General features: G+C 62.1%; 13 protein-coding genes and 1 other RNA gene. 10 read left to right on the plus strand and 4 right to left on the minus strand.

The window, feature by feature from the left end; genetic code table 11:
- Positions 1-60: 60 nt before the first annotated feature.
- Positions 61-996 carry a lysine exporter LysO family protein gene (locus B5F89_RS10145; RefSeq protein ID WP_204230649.1) on the plus strand — a complete coding sequence of 312 codons (936 nt, stop codon included), beginning with the start codon at positions 61-63 and terminating at the stop codon, positions 994-996.
- Positions 997-1096: 100 nt separating this feature from the next.
- Here B5F89_RS10145 and ssrA read toward each other — a convergent pair.
- Positions 1097-1464, minus strand: a transfer-messenger RNA (tmRNA) gene (gene ssrA, locus B5F89_RS07995).
- A gap of 309 nt (positions 1465-1773) precedes the next feature.
- Between ssrA and B5F89_RS08000 the strand changes: the two genes are divergently transcribed.
- From B5F89_RS08000 to nagB, 5 genes are all read left to right on the plus strand, one after another.
- Positions 1774-2652, plus strand: coding sequence for a patatin family protein (locus B5F89_RS08000; RefSeq protein ID WP_204230650.1), 879 nt, complete (start codon positions 1774-1776; stop codon positions 2650-2652).
- 131 nt (positions 2653-2783) lie between these two features.
- Entirely contained in the window at positions 2784-3227 is a 444-nt protein-coding gene (gene rplM / locus B5F89_RS08005) for a 50S ribosomal protein L13 (RefSeq protein ID WP_087431255.1), read from the plus strand.
- A gap of 3 nt (positions 3228-3230) precedes the next feature.
- Positions 3231-3626 carry a 30S ribosomal protein S9 gene (gene rpsI / locus B5F89_RS08010; RefSeq protein ID WP_087431256.1) on the plus strand — a complete coding sequence of 132 codons (396 nt, stop codon included), beginning with the start codon at positions 3231-3233 and terminating at the stop codon, positions 3624-3626.
- A gap of 227 nt (positions 3627-3853) precedes the next feature.
- Positions 3854-4351 (plus strand): PTS glucose transporter subunit IIA, encoded by a 498-nt coding sequence (locus tag B5F89_RS08015; protein ID WP_087431257.1) that lies wholly within the window; start codon positions 3854-3856, stop codon positions 4349-4351.
- A 73-nt stretch (positions 4352-4424) separates the two neighbouring features.
- The gene (gene nagB / locus B5F89_RS08020) at positions 4425-5159 is read left to right on the plus strand and encodes a glucosamine-6-phosphate deaminase (protein WP_087431258.1); all 735 of its coding nucleotides are present in this window, start codon (positions 4425-4427) and stop codon (positions 5157-5159) included.
- Positions 5160-5277: 118 nt separating this feature from the next.
- Here the strand turns inward: nagB and B5F89_RS08025 are convergent, their stop codons facing one another.
- The 3 genes from B5F89_RS08025 to B5F89_RS08035 all read right to left on the minus strand — a co-directional run bounded on the left by B5F89_RS08025 (position 5278) and on the right by B5F89_RS08035 (position 8075).
- Positions 5278-6141, minus strand: coding sequence for a putative RNA methyltransferase (locus B5F89_RS08025; RefSeq protein ID WP_087431259.1), 864 nt, complete (start codon positions 6139-6141; stop codon positions 5278-5280).
- A 113-nt stretch (positions 6142-6254) separates the two neighbouring features.
- Entirely contained in the window at positions 6255-7166 is a 912-nt protein-coding gene (locus B5F89_RS08030; RefSeq protein WP_158098447.1) for a LysR family transcriptional regulator, read from the minus strand.
- Positions 7167-7370: 204 nt separating this feature from the next.
- Positions 7371-8075 carry an aquaporin gene (locus tag B5F89_RS08035; protein WP_087431261.1) on the minus strand — a complete coding sequence of 235 codons (705 nt, stop codon included), beginning with the start codon at positions 8073-8075 and terminating at the stop codon, positions 7371-7373.
- A gap of 257 nt (positions 8076-8332) precedes the next feature.
- Between B5F89_RS08035 and B5F89_RS08040 the strand changes: the two genes are divergently transcribed.
- The 4 genes from B5F89_RS08040 to B5F89_RS08055 all read left to right on the plus strand — a co-directional run bounded on the left by B5F89_RS08040 (position 8333) and on the right by B5F89_RS08055 (position 15861).
- A complete protein-coding gene (locus B5F89_RS08040; protein WP_087431262.1) occupies positions 8333-9154 on the plus strand; it encodes a ZIP family metal transporter in 822 nt (273 codons plus the stop codon).
- A 51-nt stretch (positions 9155-9205) separates the two neighbouring features.
- A complete protein-coding gene (locus tag B5F89_RS08045) occupies positions 9206-10063 on the plus strand; it encodes an HAD family hydrolase (protein WP_087431263.1) in 858 nt (285 codons plus the stop codon).
- A gap of 328 nt (positions 10064-10391) precedes the next feature.
- Positions 10392-11135 carry a TetR/AcrR family transcriptional regulator C-terminal domain-containing protein gene (locus tag B5F89_RS08050; protein ID WP_239286719.1) on the plus strand — a complete coding sequence of 248 codons (744 nt, stop codon included), beginning with the start codon at positions 10392-10394 and terminating at the stop codon, positions 11133-11135.
- Positions 11128-15861 (plus strand): 2-hydroxyacyl-CoA dehydratase, encoded by a 4734-nt coding sequence (locus tag B5F89_RS08055; RefSeq protein WP_239286720.1) that lies wholly within the window; start codon positions 11128-11130, stop codon positions 15859-15861. Before B5F89_RS08050 ends, B5F89_RS08055 begins: the two co-directional genes overlap by 8 nt.
- The last annotated feature ends 413 nt before the right edge of the window (positions 15862-16274 follow it).

Below are 16274 nucleotides of genomic sequence, written 5' to 3' on the forward strand. Positions count from 1 at the left end.
CGCGTTCGGTTGTGGGATACTGTGTCGCCGGAAGTACACGAGGCGGCACGGGGGATGCGCATGGACATTCTCATCATCATGGCGGCGGGCATGGTTGCCGGGCGCTTTGCGGTGCCCGAGGCGTTTCGCCCCATCAACAGCCGGCTCCAGACGCTCTGCACGTGCCTGCTCATTGGCGCCATGGGCGCCTCTATTGGGTCTGAGGAGGGGTTCGTAGAGAGCGTCGTTGCCTGGGGCGGCGCGAGCGCGGTCCTCTGCCTTTTGCCCACGGCTTGCTCGGTCGCGCTCGTCTACCTCCTAACAAAGCGCCTGCTTGGAGATGCCGAGTCTGCGAGCGTAAACACTTCTGTCCGCGAGAACGCAGCCACCGGCGGCGCTCGCCCGCGCTTTTGCATCGACGGCATGGCGCTCGCGGCGCTTGTCATGCTTGCGGTAGGCATCGCGCTCGGTGTCGCTGCGCCCAATAGCCCGCTTGTCGCGGTCCTCGGCCACTTGAGCGAGCCGGTGCTTTGGGTGCTCATGGCACTTGTGGGCGTTGGCGTGGGCATGCACCGCGGCCTTCTTGCAAGTATTCGCGAGCACCATATCAAGACGCTCGTCATTCCCCTGGGCGTTGTGGCAGGCTCGCTTGTGGGCGGCATCGTTGCGGCACCGCTTATCGGCCTCGACGTGCGCGAGGGCATGGCGGCGGCGAGCGGCCTTGGCTGGTACAGCCTTGCGGGTGTGCAGCTCGAGAGTATGGTCGGCGCACAGCTGGGCGGCGTCGCGTTTCTCGCCAACCTCATGCGCGAGATCGGGTCCTTCTTCTGCATCCCGTGGATTGCCCGGCACCTCAACGGATACGCCTGCATCGCCGCGGCGGCAGCTACGAGCGAGGACACCACGCTGCCCATGATGATTCGCTACACCGACGAACGCTGCGTGGTTTACTCGTTTATCAATGGTGTTGTCTGCTCCGCCCTCGTACCGGTGCTCATCACGCTCTGTGTGGGCTGAGGCGCCCGTGCTATAGAGCGCAGTTACTTGTTGCTGCGGTCTGAAAAGATGAAAAACGGGGTTTCTGTCATCGAGTACGACAGAAACCCCAGGTAAATGGTGGTGGAGGCGCGGAGAATCGAACTCCGGTCCACGAAAGCCCCCTGATCGGCATCTCCAGGCTCAGTCGCTGATTTAATCTCGGACGCATTGCGCGCAGCGACACGCTCGCAGCATCCCAACCGGTTCAGTCTTAGCCTGTGCCATACCGATTACGTGCACAGGAGCATTCCCCTAAGATGACACCGCACCCGGGGCGGGGAATTCCCGGGATTGGCGTGCCGCTAATTAATTAAGCAGCAAGAGCCAGCTGGGGCTCGTAAGAAGAATTCTTGTCAATTCATTTTGACGGTACCCCTGTTTAACGTGGCGAGGAGACCACGGCCTGCTTCCTCTCTCAGAGCTATCGCGTCGAAACCAGTCGCCCCCTCATGCGAGAGGTCTGGGCCGGCACCATTGGATGCCAGACTCGACCTTGTCAAAGAACGTCCCCTATCTGCGGGATAGGGATATTGCATCGTAGCATAGTTACCCGAAAAAAGCCGCTGGTATGCGTAATATCGCGCAGAGGACGCGCTCTTCATAGGCATGGTAGAGCCGCGGCGAGCGGTGTGGCGTTGCGATGGTGGGACGTGTTGCTTTGCGGTGTCGAGGCCGGTCGTATTGGGTAGAAGGGCAAACAAGGACCAAAACGCGGGCACGCGGGGAGCGCCCGCTTCCCACATGAGAGGACACGCCATGGCAGAGCAGGGGTTTGGCAAGACCACCAACGGCAAGGTTGCCCTTATCCTCGAGGGTGGTAGTTTCCGCTGCCAGTTCACAGCGGGCGTTCTCGACGTACTGATGGAAAACGGCGTCACGTTTGGCGCTTGCTACGGTGTCTCTGCCGGAACGCTCTGCGGCCTTAGCTTCAAGTCGCACCAAATTGGTCGTCCCAATCGTGTGAACCTCGCCTTCTGCAACGACAGCCGCTACATGGGCTCGCGCGCGGTGGCTACGTCGGGGAGCCTTGTGGGTTATGACTTCATCCTCTACGACGTGCAAGATCGCATCGATCCCTTTGATACGTCCACCTACCTCGCAAACCCCATGCCGCTTTTTGCCACGGTCTCCGATATCGTCTTTGGTACCGCGGACTACCTTGAGGTGAAGGACCCCATTCTCGATATCGATGCCGTGCGCGCCTCGACCTCGATGCCGCTTGTGACACCGCCGGTGGAGATTGACGGACATCTGTATCTGGATGGCGGCATTGCCGACTCGGTTCCTATCGAGCGCGCCCTCGAGCACGACGGCTACGACCGCGCCGTGGTGGTGCTCACCCAAGACAGAAGCTACGTCAAGGGTCCCTACGAGTACATGCGTCCGGCGCACGCGCGCTACGGCGACTATCCGTACTTCCTGGAGGCGCTTGAGAACCGCCACGAGCGTTACAACGAGCAGCGCGAGCACATCTGGGCCTATGAGGACAGCGGCCGTGCCATCGTGGTGGCGCCACCCACGCCGGTTGAGGTGGCGCATGTTGAGCGTGATCCCGAGAAGCTATTGCGCCTCTACATCCAGGGTCGCCAAGAGGCGGTGCGTCTGCTTGCGCGCATCAAGGATTTCCTCGCCTAACAACATGCGGAGACTATGAGAATGACACCCGCTTGACGGTTGACGGATACGCACTTGGCGGTATACTCGACAAGTTACTTTTCAGAGCCCCGTGAATCTCTGTCAAGACACGTACTGTTGGAGGAGTCCAAGTGATTTCTAAGTCGACTCACTACGCCAAGCAGGGTGAGGTCCAGCGCAACTGGGTCCTCATCGATGCCGAGGGTGCCGTGCTGGGCCGTCTTGCCACCCAGATCGCCATGATCCTGCGCGGCAAGAACAAGCCTCAGTTCACCCCCAATTCCGACTGCGGCGACTTTGTGGTGGTTATCAACGCCGATAAGGTCCAGCTTACCGGCAACAAGGCCGCTCACAAGACCTACTATCGCCACAGCGGTTGGAACGGCGGCCTCAAGGCGGAGAGCTTCCGCGCAGCTATGGAGAAGCACCCCGAGCAGGTCATCGAGCGCGCCGTCCGCGGCATGCTCCCCAAGACCACCCTCGGCCGCAAGCAGCTGACCAAGCTCAAGGTCTATGCTGGCTCCGAGCATCCCCATGCTGCCCAGAACCCCGTCAAGATCGAGCTGGAGGCGTAAAACATGGCTGAGAACTCCGTTGTCTACCAGGGCACCGGGCGTCGCAAGAACGCTGTGGCCCGTGTCCGTCTCGTTCCCGGCACCGGCAAGGTGACCGTCAACAAGCGTGACGCTGCCGAGTACTTCGGCCGTCAGAACCTGCTTGACGACGCGCTCGCTCCCTTCAAGGTGACCGATACCCAGGGCGCCTTTGACGTCATCGCCCTCTGCGATGGCGGTGGCATCAGCGGTCAGGCTGGTGCTCTGCGCCTCGGCATCGCCCGTGCGCTTCTCGACGCCGGCGATTACCGTGCCGACCTCAAGCGCGCCGGTTACCTCACGCGTGACGCGCGCGTGGTCGAGCGCAAGAAGTACGGTCTCAAGAAGGCCCGTCGCGCTCCCCAGTTCTCCAAGCGCTAATCTGCCGGAGACATACTGGATTGCATGCGGGGCTGCCTCAGGGCGGCCCCGCTTTTTCATGTCACGAGAGATACTCTTTTCGAAATATCCTCATTACGTTACGATGCTCGCGGCATGCCTCAGGCGGCAGGGGATTCGTGTGATACCACGCAAATACGCCTGCCGATTTGGGGTACCATTGAGGCATAACAGATGTCGGGTTGCCGCTGTGATGAGTTAGGGGGGTTATGTTCAGCCAGTTCTTCAACTCATTGGTTTCTCGGAGCAAAAACGAAGTACTGCTCTCGCCGCTGGCCGGTACTGTGATACCGCTGTCAGAGGTCGCAGACACTACGTTTTCCTCTGGGGCCCTTGGCGAGGGCGTGGCGATCCTACCCTCGGGCAACACCGTGGTTGCCCCTGCCGATGCTAAGGTAAAGGCCGTGTTCCCCACCGGGCATGCGGTCGCCTTGCACACCGACGACGGACTTGACGTGCTCATTCATGTCGGTCTGGACACCTATAAACTTGAGGGCCGTCACTTTAAGGTGCACGCGCAGGTGGGCGATACCGTGCATCGCGGCGACGTCCTCATTGAGTTTGACGGCGACGCCATCAAGGCCGAAGGCTACGACCTCACGGCGCCGATACTCATCTGTAATGCCGTTGAGTTCTCGAGCATCAAGGGTAACGTGGGCGATACCGTCCACGAGCTCGATCGACTCATCACGGCGCGGGAGCGTTAAACGGGGTAAGCGGCGGTGTCGGTTTTGCCGGCGCCGCTTTTAGTACAGGAGGCTCTCTGAAAGGGGTCGCACTATGAAGATCGTTCGCGCACGTGACTACGATGATATGAGCCGCAAGGTCGCAAATATCATCTCGGCACAGGTCATCTTGAAGCCCGACTGCGTGCTGGGCCTTGCCACCGGCTCCACGCCCATTGGCGCGTACCGTCAGCTCGCCGGGTGGAACCAGAAGGGCGACTGCGACTTCTCCCAGGTCTCTACGTACAACCTGGACGAGTATCGCGGCCTTTCCCACGACGACCCGCAGAGCTACCACTACTTCATGAAGACTAACTTCTTCGACCATGTGAACATCGACCAGGCGAACACCCACGTGCCGGACGGCTCCAACCCCGACGCTGATGCCGCCTGCAAGGAGTATGACCGCATTGTCGCCGCTGCCGGTTATCCCGATCTGCAGCTCCTTGGCATCGGCAACAACGGTCACATTGGCTTCAACGAGCCCGATGACCACTTCTCCAAGGGCACGCATTGCGTCAACCTCACCGAGTCCACGATTCAGGCCAACAGCCGCCTGTTCGACCGCATCGAGGACGTGCCTCGCCAGGCCTACACCATGGGCGTTCAGACCATCATGTTTGCCAAGATGATCGTCATTGCCGCCAACGGCTCCGCCAAGGCTCAGGCTGTTCACGACATGTGCTACGGCCCGGTTACCCCGCAGTGCCCCGCTTCGATCCTTCAGCTGCACGACAACGTTGTGGTTGTTGCTGACGAGGCTGCGCTCGCGCTCTGCCCGGCGGAGTAACAGCGTACTGACGCGGTTGGCCTGGCTAGCTGCGTAACGTAATTGAGGGAGGACCGTCTCGAAGATATTCGGGGCGGTCCTTTGCTGTTGTAATTCCGTTCACGCGAAGCGGCTCTTTTTAGGCGTTCCACGTTCCGACGAGCACCTCGGCCTCGACGGTCGCGTGTGTGAGGCCGCTCCAGTCGATGGCGGCCGTATCGACCGAGAACAAAAGCGGCGTCATGGCAATGAGAGCGTCGCGCAGCTCGGGCGTGAGGGCGATGGTGTTGGATACCGTATGGCGTGCAAGCGGGGTGCACGACGCCGCAAAATGATCGAGCACTCGCTGGTTGGAGTAGTCGTGCTGCTGCAGGGAGCCTGCGGCGAGCGCTCGGACCTCGTGCATGTGGTTGGCTGTGGGAACGACCTTGATTACGCGGCCGCCGGGCTTGAGGATACGGTGGAACTCGTTGTAGCGGGCCGGCGAGAAGATATCGAGCACGGCCGTGGCAACGCCCGTCTGAAGCGGGATAGCAGCAAGGTCCGCCACAAGCCAAGCGATGCCGTCTTCAGGCTCGCGAACAGCAGCTAGCTGGATGGAATCGCGCGAGATGTCAAAAGCGCACACGCGGGCCTGCGTCCGCTTGCGCACCACGCTCGAGAAATAGCCCTCGCCGCAGCCGGCATCCACCACGAGCGGCTGCGTGGTGCGGGTGGGAAGCTCGCCCAAGGCTTCTTCCAGCGCTTTGCATACGGCATCTGCAATAGGCGCGTAGAGGCCGCTCTCGAATACCGTGCGACGGGATGCAAAGGATTCGCGGTCATAAACATCGTGGTTGTGCTTGCCGCGCAGCAGGTTCACATAGCCCTGGCGGGCAATATCAAAGCGGTGTCCGGCAGAGCAGGCAAGGCAGGTGCCGTCGAGCGATAGCGCATCTCCGCATACCGGGCAGGCAAGATAGTCCTCACAGGTAGCGAAGCGGCTCAATTTGCGTGCGTCCATCGTCCTCCCATGGCAGGCGGTATCGGAAATCGAGGTGTTGCTTGCAGTATAGACGCATGGCGCTGCCGGCGGCTCGGCGTCGGCAGGGCTTTGACTTGCGAAGGGTGCAGATGTTAGACGCGCAGAAGCGAGGTGAGCTTGAACGCCGTGCGAATCTGCCGCTCGAGCGCAAGATACGCCTCAGACTTGGCGTTTTTGAGCGTAACGAAGCAAATGGGAATGGAGATGGCTTCCGCCGGATCGATGGGCACCACGCGGCTGTTGCGGAACGGCTGCCCAAAGGGTGAGAGGTAGACCGAGAAGTAGACTGCCTGCGAGAGGTCGGCGTCATCGGGCGTGGGCGTGCCGTCCTCCGCGATGCGCACAATCGGTGCGGTGAGGCCGCGCTCGGAATAGATGGTGCAGATGGAGCGGTTGAACGAGTCAAAGCTCTCGGACCACATGACGGGGTAGGGCTCAAGGTCAGCGAGGCGGACGGTCTTTTTGGATGCGAGGGGATGCGTTGCAGTCATTCCCACGCCGGTGGGAAGGCTGCCGATGGATATGCAATCCGTATCCGGGGCGGAGTACTCGCCAATCATGCACACGGCGTCCACGGCGTGCGAGCGAAGCGCCACAAGCGAGGTCTTGCCGGGCACGATAAGAATCTCAATCTCGATGCCGAGGCGCGCGCCGAGCAGTGCCGAGAGGCGCCGCATGGCATCGTCGCCACCTTCAAATGGCGGCGCGCAGAAGGTGACAAGAAGATGGTTTGCGGAGTTGCGTGCGGGTACGCGCTCAGAGAAGTCCTGAAGCTCTTGGAAGCTCTCGAGCGTTTTGCGCGCACGGTCGTAGAAGCCCTGCCCGATGGCCGTGGGCTTGACGCCGTGATTGCCGCGGATGAGTAGGGGCGTGCCGACTTCGTTCTCGAGCTCGGAAATGCCTTTGGAAACTGCCTGAACGGTAACAAACTGCTGCTTTGCCGCCGACGAGAGCGATCCGCCCTCAACCGCGGCCACAAGATAGCGAATTTGACGTATGTCCATGCTCATCTCCGGTGGTCGTAGAAAAGGAATGACAGCCCAAAGCCGTCATGTCAACAGTGTATGCCCGTGACAAGAGAGGGCGAAACCCTTTGAGTCCCGTTCAACGAGTCGTTGATAACCATCCCAAAATGTGCGAAACGGCGCCCGCCGGTGGCTCCGACAGGCGCCGTTTTACCTGAAACGTACGTTGATGGGGGTTAATCCCTACGCGGCGTCATCCGCCTTGCAGACAAAACGCCAGATGAGAGCGGCAACCGCGGCGCCCACGAGCGGAGCGGCGATGAAGACCCAGACCTGCGAAAGCGCGGTGACGTCACCGTTGATCGCCATGACAGCGGCCGGGCCAAAGCTGCGCGCCGGGTTCACGGACGTGCCGGTCAGGGGGATACCCATGATGTGCACGAAGGCGAGAGTGGCGCCGATGATCATGCCGGCGAAGGGTGCAGTCTTGGCGTCGGCGGTGGAGCCGAGCACGGAGAGCACGAAGACGGCGGTGAGAATCACCTCGACGACGAAGGCGCCGACAGCGTTGAGGCCAACCGAAGAGGCGGCGTCATAGCCGTTGCAGCCAAGGCCGGTCTCGAGCACGCCGCCGAGGTCGCAGAGGCTCACCACGAGGGCGAGCGCGCCGGCGGCAACGAGGCCGCCCACAAACTGGGCGATCCAGTAGCCGATGAGGTCGGTGGCAGAGAGGCGCTTATCGAGGAAAAGGCCAAGGGACACGGCGGGGTTGATGTGGCAGCCGGAGACATTGCCAATGACGAAGGCCATGGCAACGATGGACAGGCCAAAGGCGGCGGCGATGCCGAGGTTGCCGAGGGTGGCGCCAGCGATGGCGGCGCTGCCGCAGCCAAAGAACGTGAGCACAAACGTGCCAAAAGCCTCAGCGGTGACTTTCTTTGCTTGCAAGATGTTCCTCCTTATACGGTGCGTACCGTGTGCGCGGACGAGCGGTCCGAGTCGGCTGGGGGCCAGATGCACCCGCCGCGGCCGCGCACACGAGGGGATAGATTCTCTGTTTACGAAAGGGAATGCAAGGTGTTAAAACTCAGGTTCAAACGATGCGGGTTTACCGCGCCCAGAAAGCGGGCACCTAACGAGTAACGACAGCCATCGGTGACGAGCGCGATGCTATGCGCGCCGCTCGCGTCTGAAAGGATACGACGATGTTTAGCCAAGATACCGTGCAGGCACTCATGTGGGCTGCGCTGGGATGCGGGTTTACCTGGCTTATGACTACGCTCGGGTCCGCCGTGGTGCTCTTTAGTCCAAAGGACCCTAACAAGGGAGACCTCAGCCACCATATCTTTCTGGGGTTTGCCGCGGGCGTCATGATTGCCGCAAGCATGTGGTCCTTGCTGAGCCCTGCTATCGAGCAAGCCGAGGAACTCGGCCAGATAGGCTGGATTCCAGCGGCGGGCGGTTTTCTGCTCGGCGTGGCGTTTCTTATCGCCCTCGACACGCTGCTGCCCCATCTGCACGCGGGTGCAGCAGAGCCGGAAGGGCTGCCCTCGGCATGGAAACGCACCACGCTTCTCGTCTCGGCGGTGACGCTCCACAACATTCCCGAAGGCATGAGCGTAGGCCTGCTCTTTGCGATGGCGTCGGGCACAGCGGGTGCGGCGGGGGAGGCGTACCTCGGCATGGCGTTCGCGCTCGCCATAGGTATCGGTCTTCAGAACTTTCCCGAAGGAGCCGCGGTTTCCCTGCCGTTGCATCGCGAAGGTATGAGTCGTGTAAAGGCTTTTGCAGCAGGCTCGCTTTCGGGAATCGTCGAGCCCGTATTTGGTATTCTCGTAGTGCTGGCGAGCGGCTGGGTTGCTCCCTTTATGCCCTGGCTTTTGGCGTTTGCCGCGGGCGCCATGATATATGTGGTGGTCGAGGAGCTCATACCCGAGGCACATCTGGGTGAGCACTCTAACGTAGGCACGCTTGGTGTTATCGCCGGTTTCACGATTATGATGGTGCTCGATGTTGCCCTTGGATAGGGCCCGGGTACCTGCGGATATGACAAGGCAAGGGGAAGGATAGCTGCACCTATGATTAAACTGTTTGCCTGCGATTTAGACGGAACGCTCCTCAACGCTCGCCATATGACGGACCGCACCATCTTGAAGTGCGTGCACGAGGTCGTCTCCGCCGGCGCGCACCTAGCGGTTGCCACCGGGCGCGCGGTGCAGTCGACCTCAGATCATGGGTTCCGCGGAGCGCCGGTGGACATGCTCGGCTCCAACGGCACCATCGTGCGCGACCGCGAGGGGCACCTCCTCAAGACCTTCCCCATCGATCCTGCGGCTCTCGAGGACCTGCTCCGTACGTTTCCGACCATCCCCTTTGACTGTGCCACGCCCGAGGGCATGTTCATTCGCGGCTCTAGGCAGCAGCACGACGAGGGCTTTAAGCGCGACAACCCCATCAAGCGCATCATCGTGCGTGGCATGCGCGGTCCCTTCAACATGAACGACATGCACTTTGACCAGACGACCGACGACATCCTGCGCATGTCCGATGTGTGCAAGGTTAACTGCCGCGTCCCCGACCCGGGTCGCCGCCGCGAGCTCGAGGCCTACCTTGCCGAGCATACCGATACGCTGGTGAACGCGCCTTTCAATCCCATGATGTTCGAGATCTCCGACCGCGACGCCAACAAGGGCGCGGGCGTTGCCTGGCTGGCCTCCTACTACGGCTACACCGAGGACGAGTGCGCCGTTTACGGTGACGGCGGCAACGACATCGCCATGCTCAAGCGGTTCCGCCACTCCTATGCCATGGCCAACGGCAGCGACGAGGCAAAAGCGGCAGCTAGCGCTGTTATCGGCAGCAACGTGTTCCACGCTGCGCCGCGCCACATCATGCAGACGCTTCGCTGGGAGCGCCAGCGCGTGACGGTTGGATAGCTTTCCGCCCAGCGGGCTGCTGTGCCGAATGGGCGGGCACTGCCCTGGGCGCACTTGGCGCCGAGGCGCCACTGTCGGCGCGGACTCGCCGCCCTAACACTCCTAAACGCCAAAACCGTGTTTGCCAGCTCTCCAGCACCCTGGAGCGCTGGCAAACACGGTTTTAATAAAAACTGGCGCATCGCAGCGTTGTTTACCAGCTTTCCGTGCCCGGGGCGGATACGGAAAGCCTGTGTGCGATGGCGGCGAACTCGTACGGTGGTGAATATATTTCACGGCATGTGCAATAATGCTCATGTCGTGAAATAATAGGAAGCAAGGAGCATACGTGGCTTCTTCCGTCACCACGGAGGTCTCACCCGGTCCCGCCAAGTTGGACCGCCGCTCGGCTCGCAGCCAGCGCCTGCTGCGCGCCGCACTCAGCGACCTCATCGGCGAGGGCGAGGACCTGTCGCGCATCACGGTGGCTTCGCTTACCGAGCGCGCCGGCCTCACGCGCCGCACGTTTTATACGCACTACAAGGACATTCCCGATTTTGTCGCGCAGACCGAGGAGCTCATCCTTGCCGAGATTCGCGCGCGCATCGCCTCGCTTGCCGCAACGGATCTGGCCGGGCTCTACCGCAACATCGAGGCACTCGAGCCGGCGCCCGGCGCGGTCGAGCTGCTCGGCTATCTTAAGCGCAACGGCGCGCTCATCGGGGCGCTCCTGGGGCCGGGCGGCGACCCCGCACTTGCGCCGCGCATCCAGGACATTGCGCGCGAGACGGTATCGAGCCGCATGAAAACGGGCATCTTCCCCGGTGTGCTCGATACGTTTTTTGACTACTACCTTTCCTACGTCGTCGCCGCCGAGATGGGTATCGTCTGCCGTTGGTTTGAGACCGGCCTTGCCGAGAGTCCCGAGACCATGGCGCGCATCATGACGGTGGTCGCCTTCGTGCGCCCCGGCGACCTGTACGGAAAGCCAATCGATATCAACGTGCCGGCGTACGGCATGAAGCTTCTGGGCCTCAACATGGCGAGGCCCGCATCTGAAAACCCTGAGGCCAAGGAGGTCGTCAATGGTTAGGATTCCTGTCGAGGGTGCGGAGGAGACGCTTGCCGAGGTACCGGCGGTAGAGGCTCCGGTGGACGAGGCCGGCTCCGCAAAGGTGCCCGAGGGCGCCATCTGGCAGCCCGAGAACAACTACGGGACGCTCCACCTTGGTATCGACGTGGGATCGACCACGGTCAAGCTTGCGGTGCTGAACGACGACAACGGCATCGTCTACGCCAAGTACCAGCGCCATCACACCGATGTGCGTGCCTGCGCCCGTGACCTGTTCGAGGGCGCCAAGGGCCTGCTCGGCGCATCCCCCATGACGTGCGCCATCACCGGCTCCGGCGGTCTTCTGCTCAGCCAGTGGCTCGGCCTCGAGTTTGTGCAGGAGGTCATTGCGAGCAAACGAGCCGTCGAGACCCTCATCCCGAGCACGGATGTGGCCATCGAGCTCGGTGGCGAGGATGCCAAGATCATCTACTTTGACCAGGGTATCGAGCAGCGCATGAACGGTACCTGCGCCGGCGGCACGGGTGCGTTCATCGACCAGATGGCGACGCTTCTGCACACCGATGCGAGCGGTTTGAACGAGCTCGCCAAGAACGCGACGACCATCTACCCAATCGCAAGCCGCTGCGGCGTGTTCGCCAAGTCCGACGTGCAGCCGCTTCTGAACGAGGGCGCTGCTCCCGAGGACGTGGCGGCGAGTATCTTCCAGGCTGTGGTCACGCAGACCATCTCCGGCCTCGCCTGCGGCCGCCCCATCCGCGGCAACGTCGCCTTCCTGGGCGGCCCGCTCCAGTACCTCTCCGAGCTTCGTCATCGCTTCTACCTCACGCTTGATTTGGACGAGGCGCACCGCATTGTGCCGGAGAATGCGCACCTGTTTGTGGCATCGGGTGCTGCCATGGCGCACGAGTCGAGCAAGCTCTCGACCTTCCCCGAGCTCATTGCTGCCATCGATGCCCTCGGCGATACGCAGGGCTCCGAGGTGGCGCGTCTCGACCCGCTCTTTGCGGACGAGGACGCCTATCGCGCGTTCAAGGACCGTCACGACCGCGAGGTCGTGCCCACAGGCGACGCTGCCACCTATACGGGCAAGCGCGTGTTCATTGGTATCGACGCGGGCTCCACGACCATGAAGGCCGCCATGGTGGGCGAGGACGGGCAGCTCCTGCACACGTGGTATGGCAACAACAACGGCGACATCCTGGGTACGGCCAAGGTCATCATGGCCGACTTTTACGCGCACATCCCCGCGGGCGTTACGATTGGGCACGTGACCACCACCGGCTACGGCGAGGCCCTGCTTATCGAGGCGCTCAAGGCCGACTCGGGCGAGATCGAGACGGTGGCGCACCTGCGCGGCGCTAAGGCGTTTTTGCCGGGTGTCGAGTTCATCTTGGATATCGGCGGTCAGGATATGAAGTGCCTGCGCGTCCGCGACGGCGTGATCGAGCACATCATGCTGAACGAGGCGTGCTCCTCGGGCTGCGGCAGCTTCATCGAGAGCTTTGCGGTGTCGATGAACATGGATGTGCGCGCGTTTGCAGCTGAGGCAATCCGCGCCAAGAACCCCGTCGACCTCGGCAGCCGCTGCACGGTCTTTATGAACAGCCGTGTGAAGCAGGCGCAGAAGGAAGGCGCCACGGTGGGCGACATCGCCGCCGGCCTCTCGTACTCGGTCATCAAAAACGCCCTCTTCAAGGTCATCAAGCTGCGTGATCCTAAGGAAATTGGCACGAAGGTAATCGTGCAGGGCGGTACGTTCATGAGCGACGCGACCCTGCGTGCCTTTGAGCTCCTGACCGGCGTCGACGCCATCCGCCCCGACATCGCGGGCTGCATGGGTGCCTACGGCGCGGCGCTTCTCGCACGCGATCGCGCGGGCGCAGACGGCGTGTCGACCATCCTCCCGGCGGATGAGATTGCGCACCTCACGGTCACCCAGAAGCACGCGCGCTGCGGACGCTGCTCCAACAACTGCCTGCTCACCATCAACGACTTTGGCGGCGGGCGCCGCTTCATCACGGGCAACCGCTGCGAGAAGGGCGCCGGCCACAAGAAGGAGAAGACCGAGGCCCCCAACCTCTTCAGCAAGAAAAACGAGCTGCTGTTCAACCGTCCGGTGCTCGAGGAGGCAGACGCCCCGCGCGGCACGGTGGGCATCCCGCGTGCGCTCAACATGTACGAGAACTACCCGTTCTGGCATGCGTTCTTCACCAAGCTCGGCTTCCGCGTCGTGCTTTCGGACAACTCGAGCAAGAAGACCTATGACGCCGGTATCGAGTCCATGCCGAGCGAGTCGGTATGCTACCCGGCAAAGCTGTCGCACGGCCACGTTATGAACCTTATCGACAAAGACGTCGATTTCATCTGGATGCCCTGCATCCGCTGGGAGCGCCAGGAGGACCCGCAGGCGGGCAACTGCTACAACTGCCCCATCGTCATGAGCTATCCCACGGCGCTCGGACTCAACATCGACGACATCGCGAGCAAGAACGTCGAGTTCATGTACCCGTTCGTGCCGTACCACGATAAGGTCGAGCTTAAGCGCCGCCTCTACGAGCTTTTGGCCGTCGAGCGCGTGGCCGATGCCGAGGCCGGTCGCGGGCGCGTACGCGGGCCCAAGCTCACCCGCTCCGAGATTGACGCCGCGGTCAACGCTGCCTACGAGGCGGACGCCAAGTTCCACGAGGACATCCAGACCATGGGCGAGGACGCCATCCATTGGATCGAGGAGCACGGCGGCCACGGCATTGTGCTCGCTGGGCGCCCCTACCATAACGACCCCGAGATCAACCACGCCCTGCCCGAGCTCATCACGAGCTTTGGCTTTGCGGTGCTTACCGAGGACTCGGTTGCGCACCTTGTGAAGCCCGACCGTCCCATCCGCGTGGTGGACCAGTGGATGTTCCACAGCCGTCTCTACCGTGCGGCCAAGCTCGTGACGCTGCGCAACGACCTCGACCTTATCCAGCTGAACTCGTTTGGTTGCGGCCTGGACGCGCTCACGACCGATCAGGTGCAGGAGATTCTCGAGGGCTCCGGCAAGATCTACACCGTGCTCAAGATCGACGAGGTCTCCAACCTCGGCGCCGCGCGCATCCGTATCCGCTCGCTCATGGCCGCCCTCAAGGACCAGGAGGCCGAGCGTGCCGCCGCCGCGGCCGCTGCGGGCGAGGCCTACGAGCAGGGCGATGCCGCGCCGGTGGCGCCGAGCGCGGACGCGCCCGCGTTCTCTACGCACAAGTACGCCCTTTCCGCGCAGCGCCGCGCCAACTCCGCCGCATTTGAGAAGGTGCCCTTTACCGAGGAGATGCGCGATGCGGGCTATACCATCCTCTGCCCGCAGATGGCGCCCATCCACTTTGACCTGGTGAAGGAGGTCATGAAGGCGGGCGGCTACAACTTCGAGCTTCTGCCCTCCACCGATCGCGGCGCCGTTGAGGCGGGTCTGCGCTACGTCAACAACGACATCTGCTACCCGTCGATTCTCGTGACGGGCCAGATCATGGAGGCCATCGAGAGCGGCAAGTACGACCTCAAGAAGACCGCCGTCATCATCAGCCAGACGGGCGGTGGCTGCCGTGCAACCAACTACATCGCCCTCATCCGCAAGGCCCTGCGCGAGAGCGGTCACCCCGAGATTCCGGTCATCTCGCTTGCGGCGGTCAAGCTCGACGAGCAGAACCCCGGCTTCAAGCTCTCGCCGGGCCTCCTCAAGGCGGCCGTGTACTGCGTGCTCTTTGGCGACGTGATGATGCAGATGCTCTACCGCTGCCGTCCCTACGAGGCAGAGCCGGGCGCTGCGAACGCGCTCTTTGAGGAGTATATGGCCCGTGCGCGCAAGCTCGCGCCCAACTTCACGCGCCGCAGCTTCACCAAGCTCTCCCGCGAGGCCATCCGCGCCTTCGACACCATGCCGCTGGTGGGCGAGGGCACCAAGCCGCGCGTGGGCGTGGTCGGCGAGATTCTCGTCAAGTTCCACCCCACGGCCAATAACCACGTGGTCGAGGTTATTGAGAACGAGGGCTGCGAGGCCGTGGTGCCGGGTCTTTTGGACTTCTTCCTCTACTCGATGAGCAACGCCAAGGTGCAGAAGGACGAGCTCGGCAGCTCAGCGGTGTCGCGCGCGACCATGGACGCGGCCATTGGTCTGGTGGACTGGATGCGCAAGCCCGTGGACGAGCTGTTGGAGAAGTCGGCGCGCTTCGAGCAGCCTGAGCCCATCTCCGTCATGGCCGAGAAGGCAACGCAGGTGCTCTCCCTTTGCAACAACATGGGCGAGGGCTGGCTCCTTACGGCTGAGATGCTCGACCTCATCGATCACGGTGCGCCGAATATCATCTGCACGCAGCCGTTTGCGTGCCTGCCCAACCACGTGGTGGGAAAGGCCGTTATTAAAGAGCTGCGCCGCCTGCATCCCGAGAGCAACATCGTGGCCGTGGACTACGACCCCGGCGCCTCCGAGGTGAACCAGCTGAACCGCATCAAGCTCATGATTTCGGTCGCCAAGGAGAACATGCGCGCCGGCAAGGGCTTCAAGATGGAGAGCGTGAAGCCGCTCGCCATGGACATGGACGACAGCAAGTTCCGCCCGGACCATACCGGTGATGAGGGCCACACGGCCGCCGGCGCCGCGTCTGCGGCGGGGGTGAGCTCCGATACGGGCGCTTGCCGGGCATGCGGTGCGGTCTCTGACGAGGTGGTGGCCGCGGTCGCTGAGCGTTTGGGCGAGGGCGTGGGCAAGTAACAGAACGCTCCGGTAGCTAGGGATCGCGCTAATGCGCTGAAAGAAACCACGTTTTGGTCGGTATTCGTCAAGAAGGCTGGCCAAAGCGTGGTTTCCTTTAGGCGTCAAGCGCGCATTTGTTTGCCGGCATCATATTGAGAGCATTCCGCTTTTCGAGGCTCAAGTCGCTTATGAGCGTAAAACAGACGAGGTATTCAACGTCACTCTAGTGCGATAAAGCAATTAACTGGGAAAACAATGCTGCACAATCGGCCAGCACCGATGTATGCGTCGCGATATTCGAACTTTACGCTCATAAGCGACTTGGGACTGCGGACGTTTTCCTGTACATCCTACACCGCGTAGCCGAGCAGCCTGCGGTTCTCGTCCGGCGTCCTCCAGCCCAGCGCCGCCGACGCCCGCTCCGACCGGAA

The sequence above is a fragment of the Collinsella sp. An307 genome (genome assembly GCF_002161805.1).
In the GTDB taxonomy this organism is placed as follows: Bacteria; Actinomycetota; Coriobacteriia; order Coriobacteriales; family Coriobacteriaceae; genus Coprousia.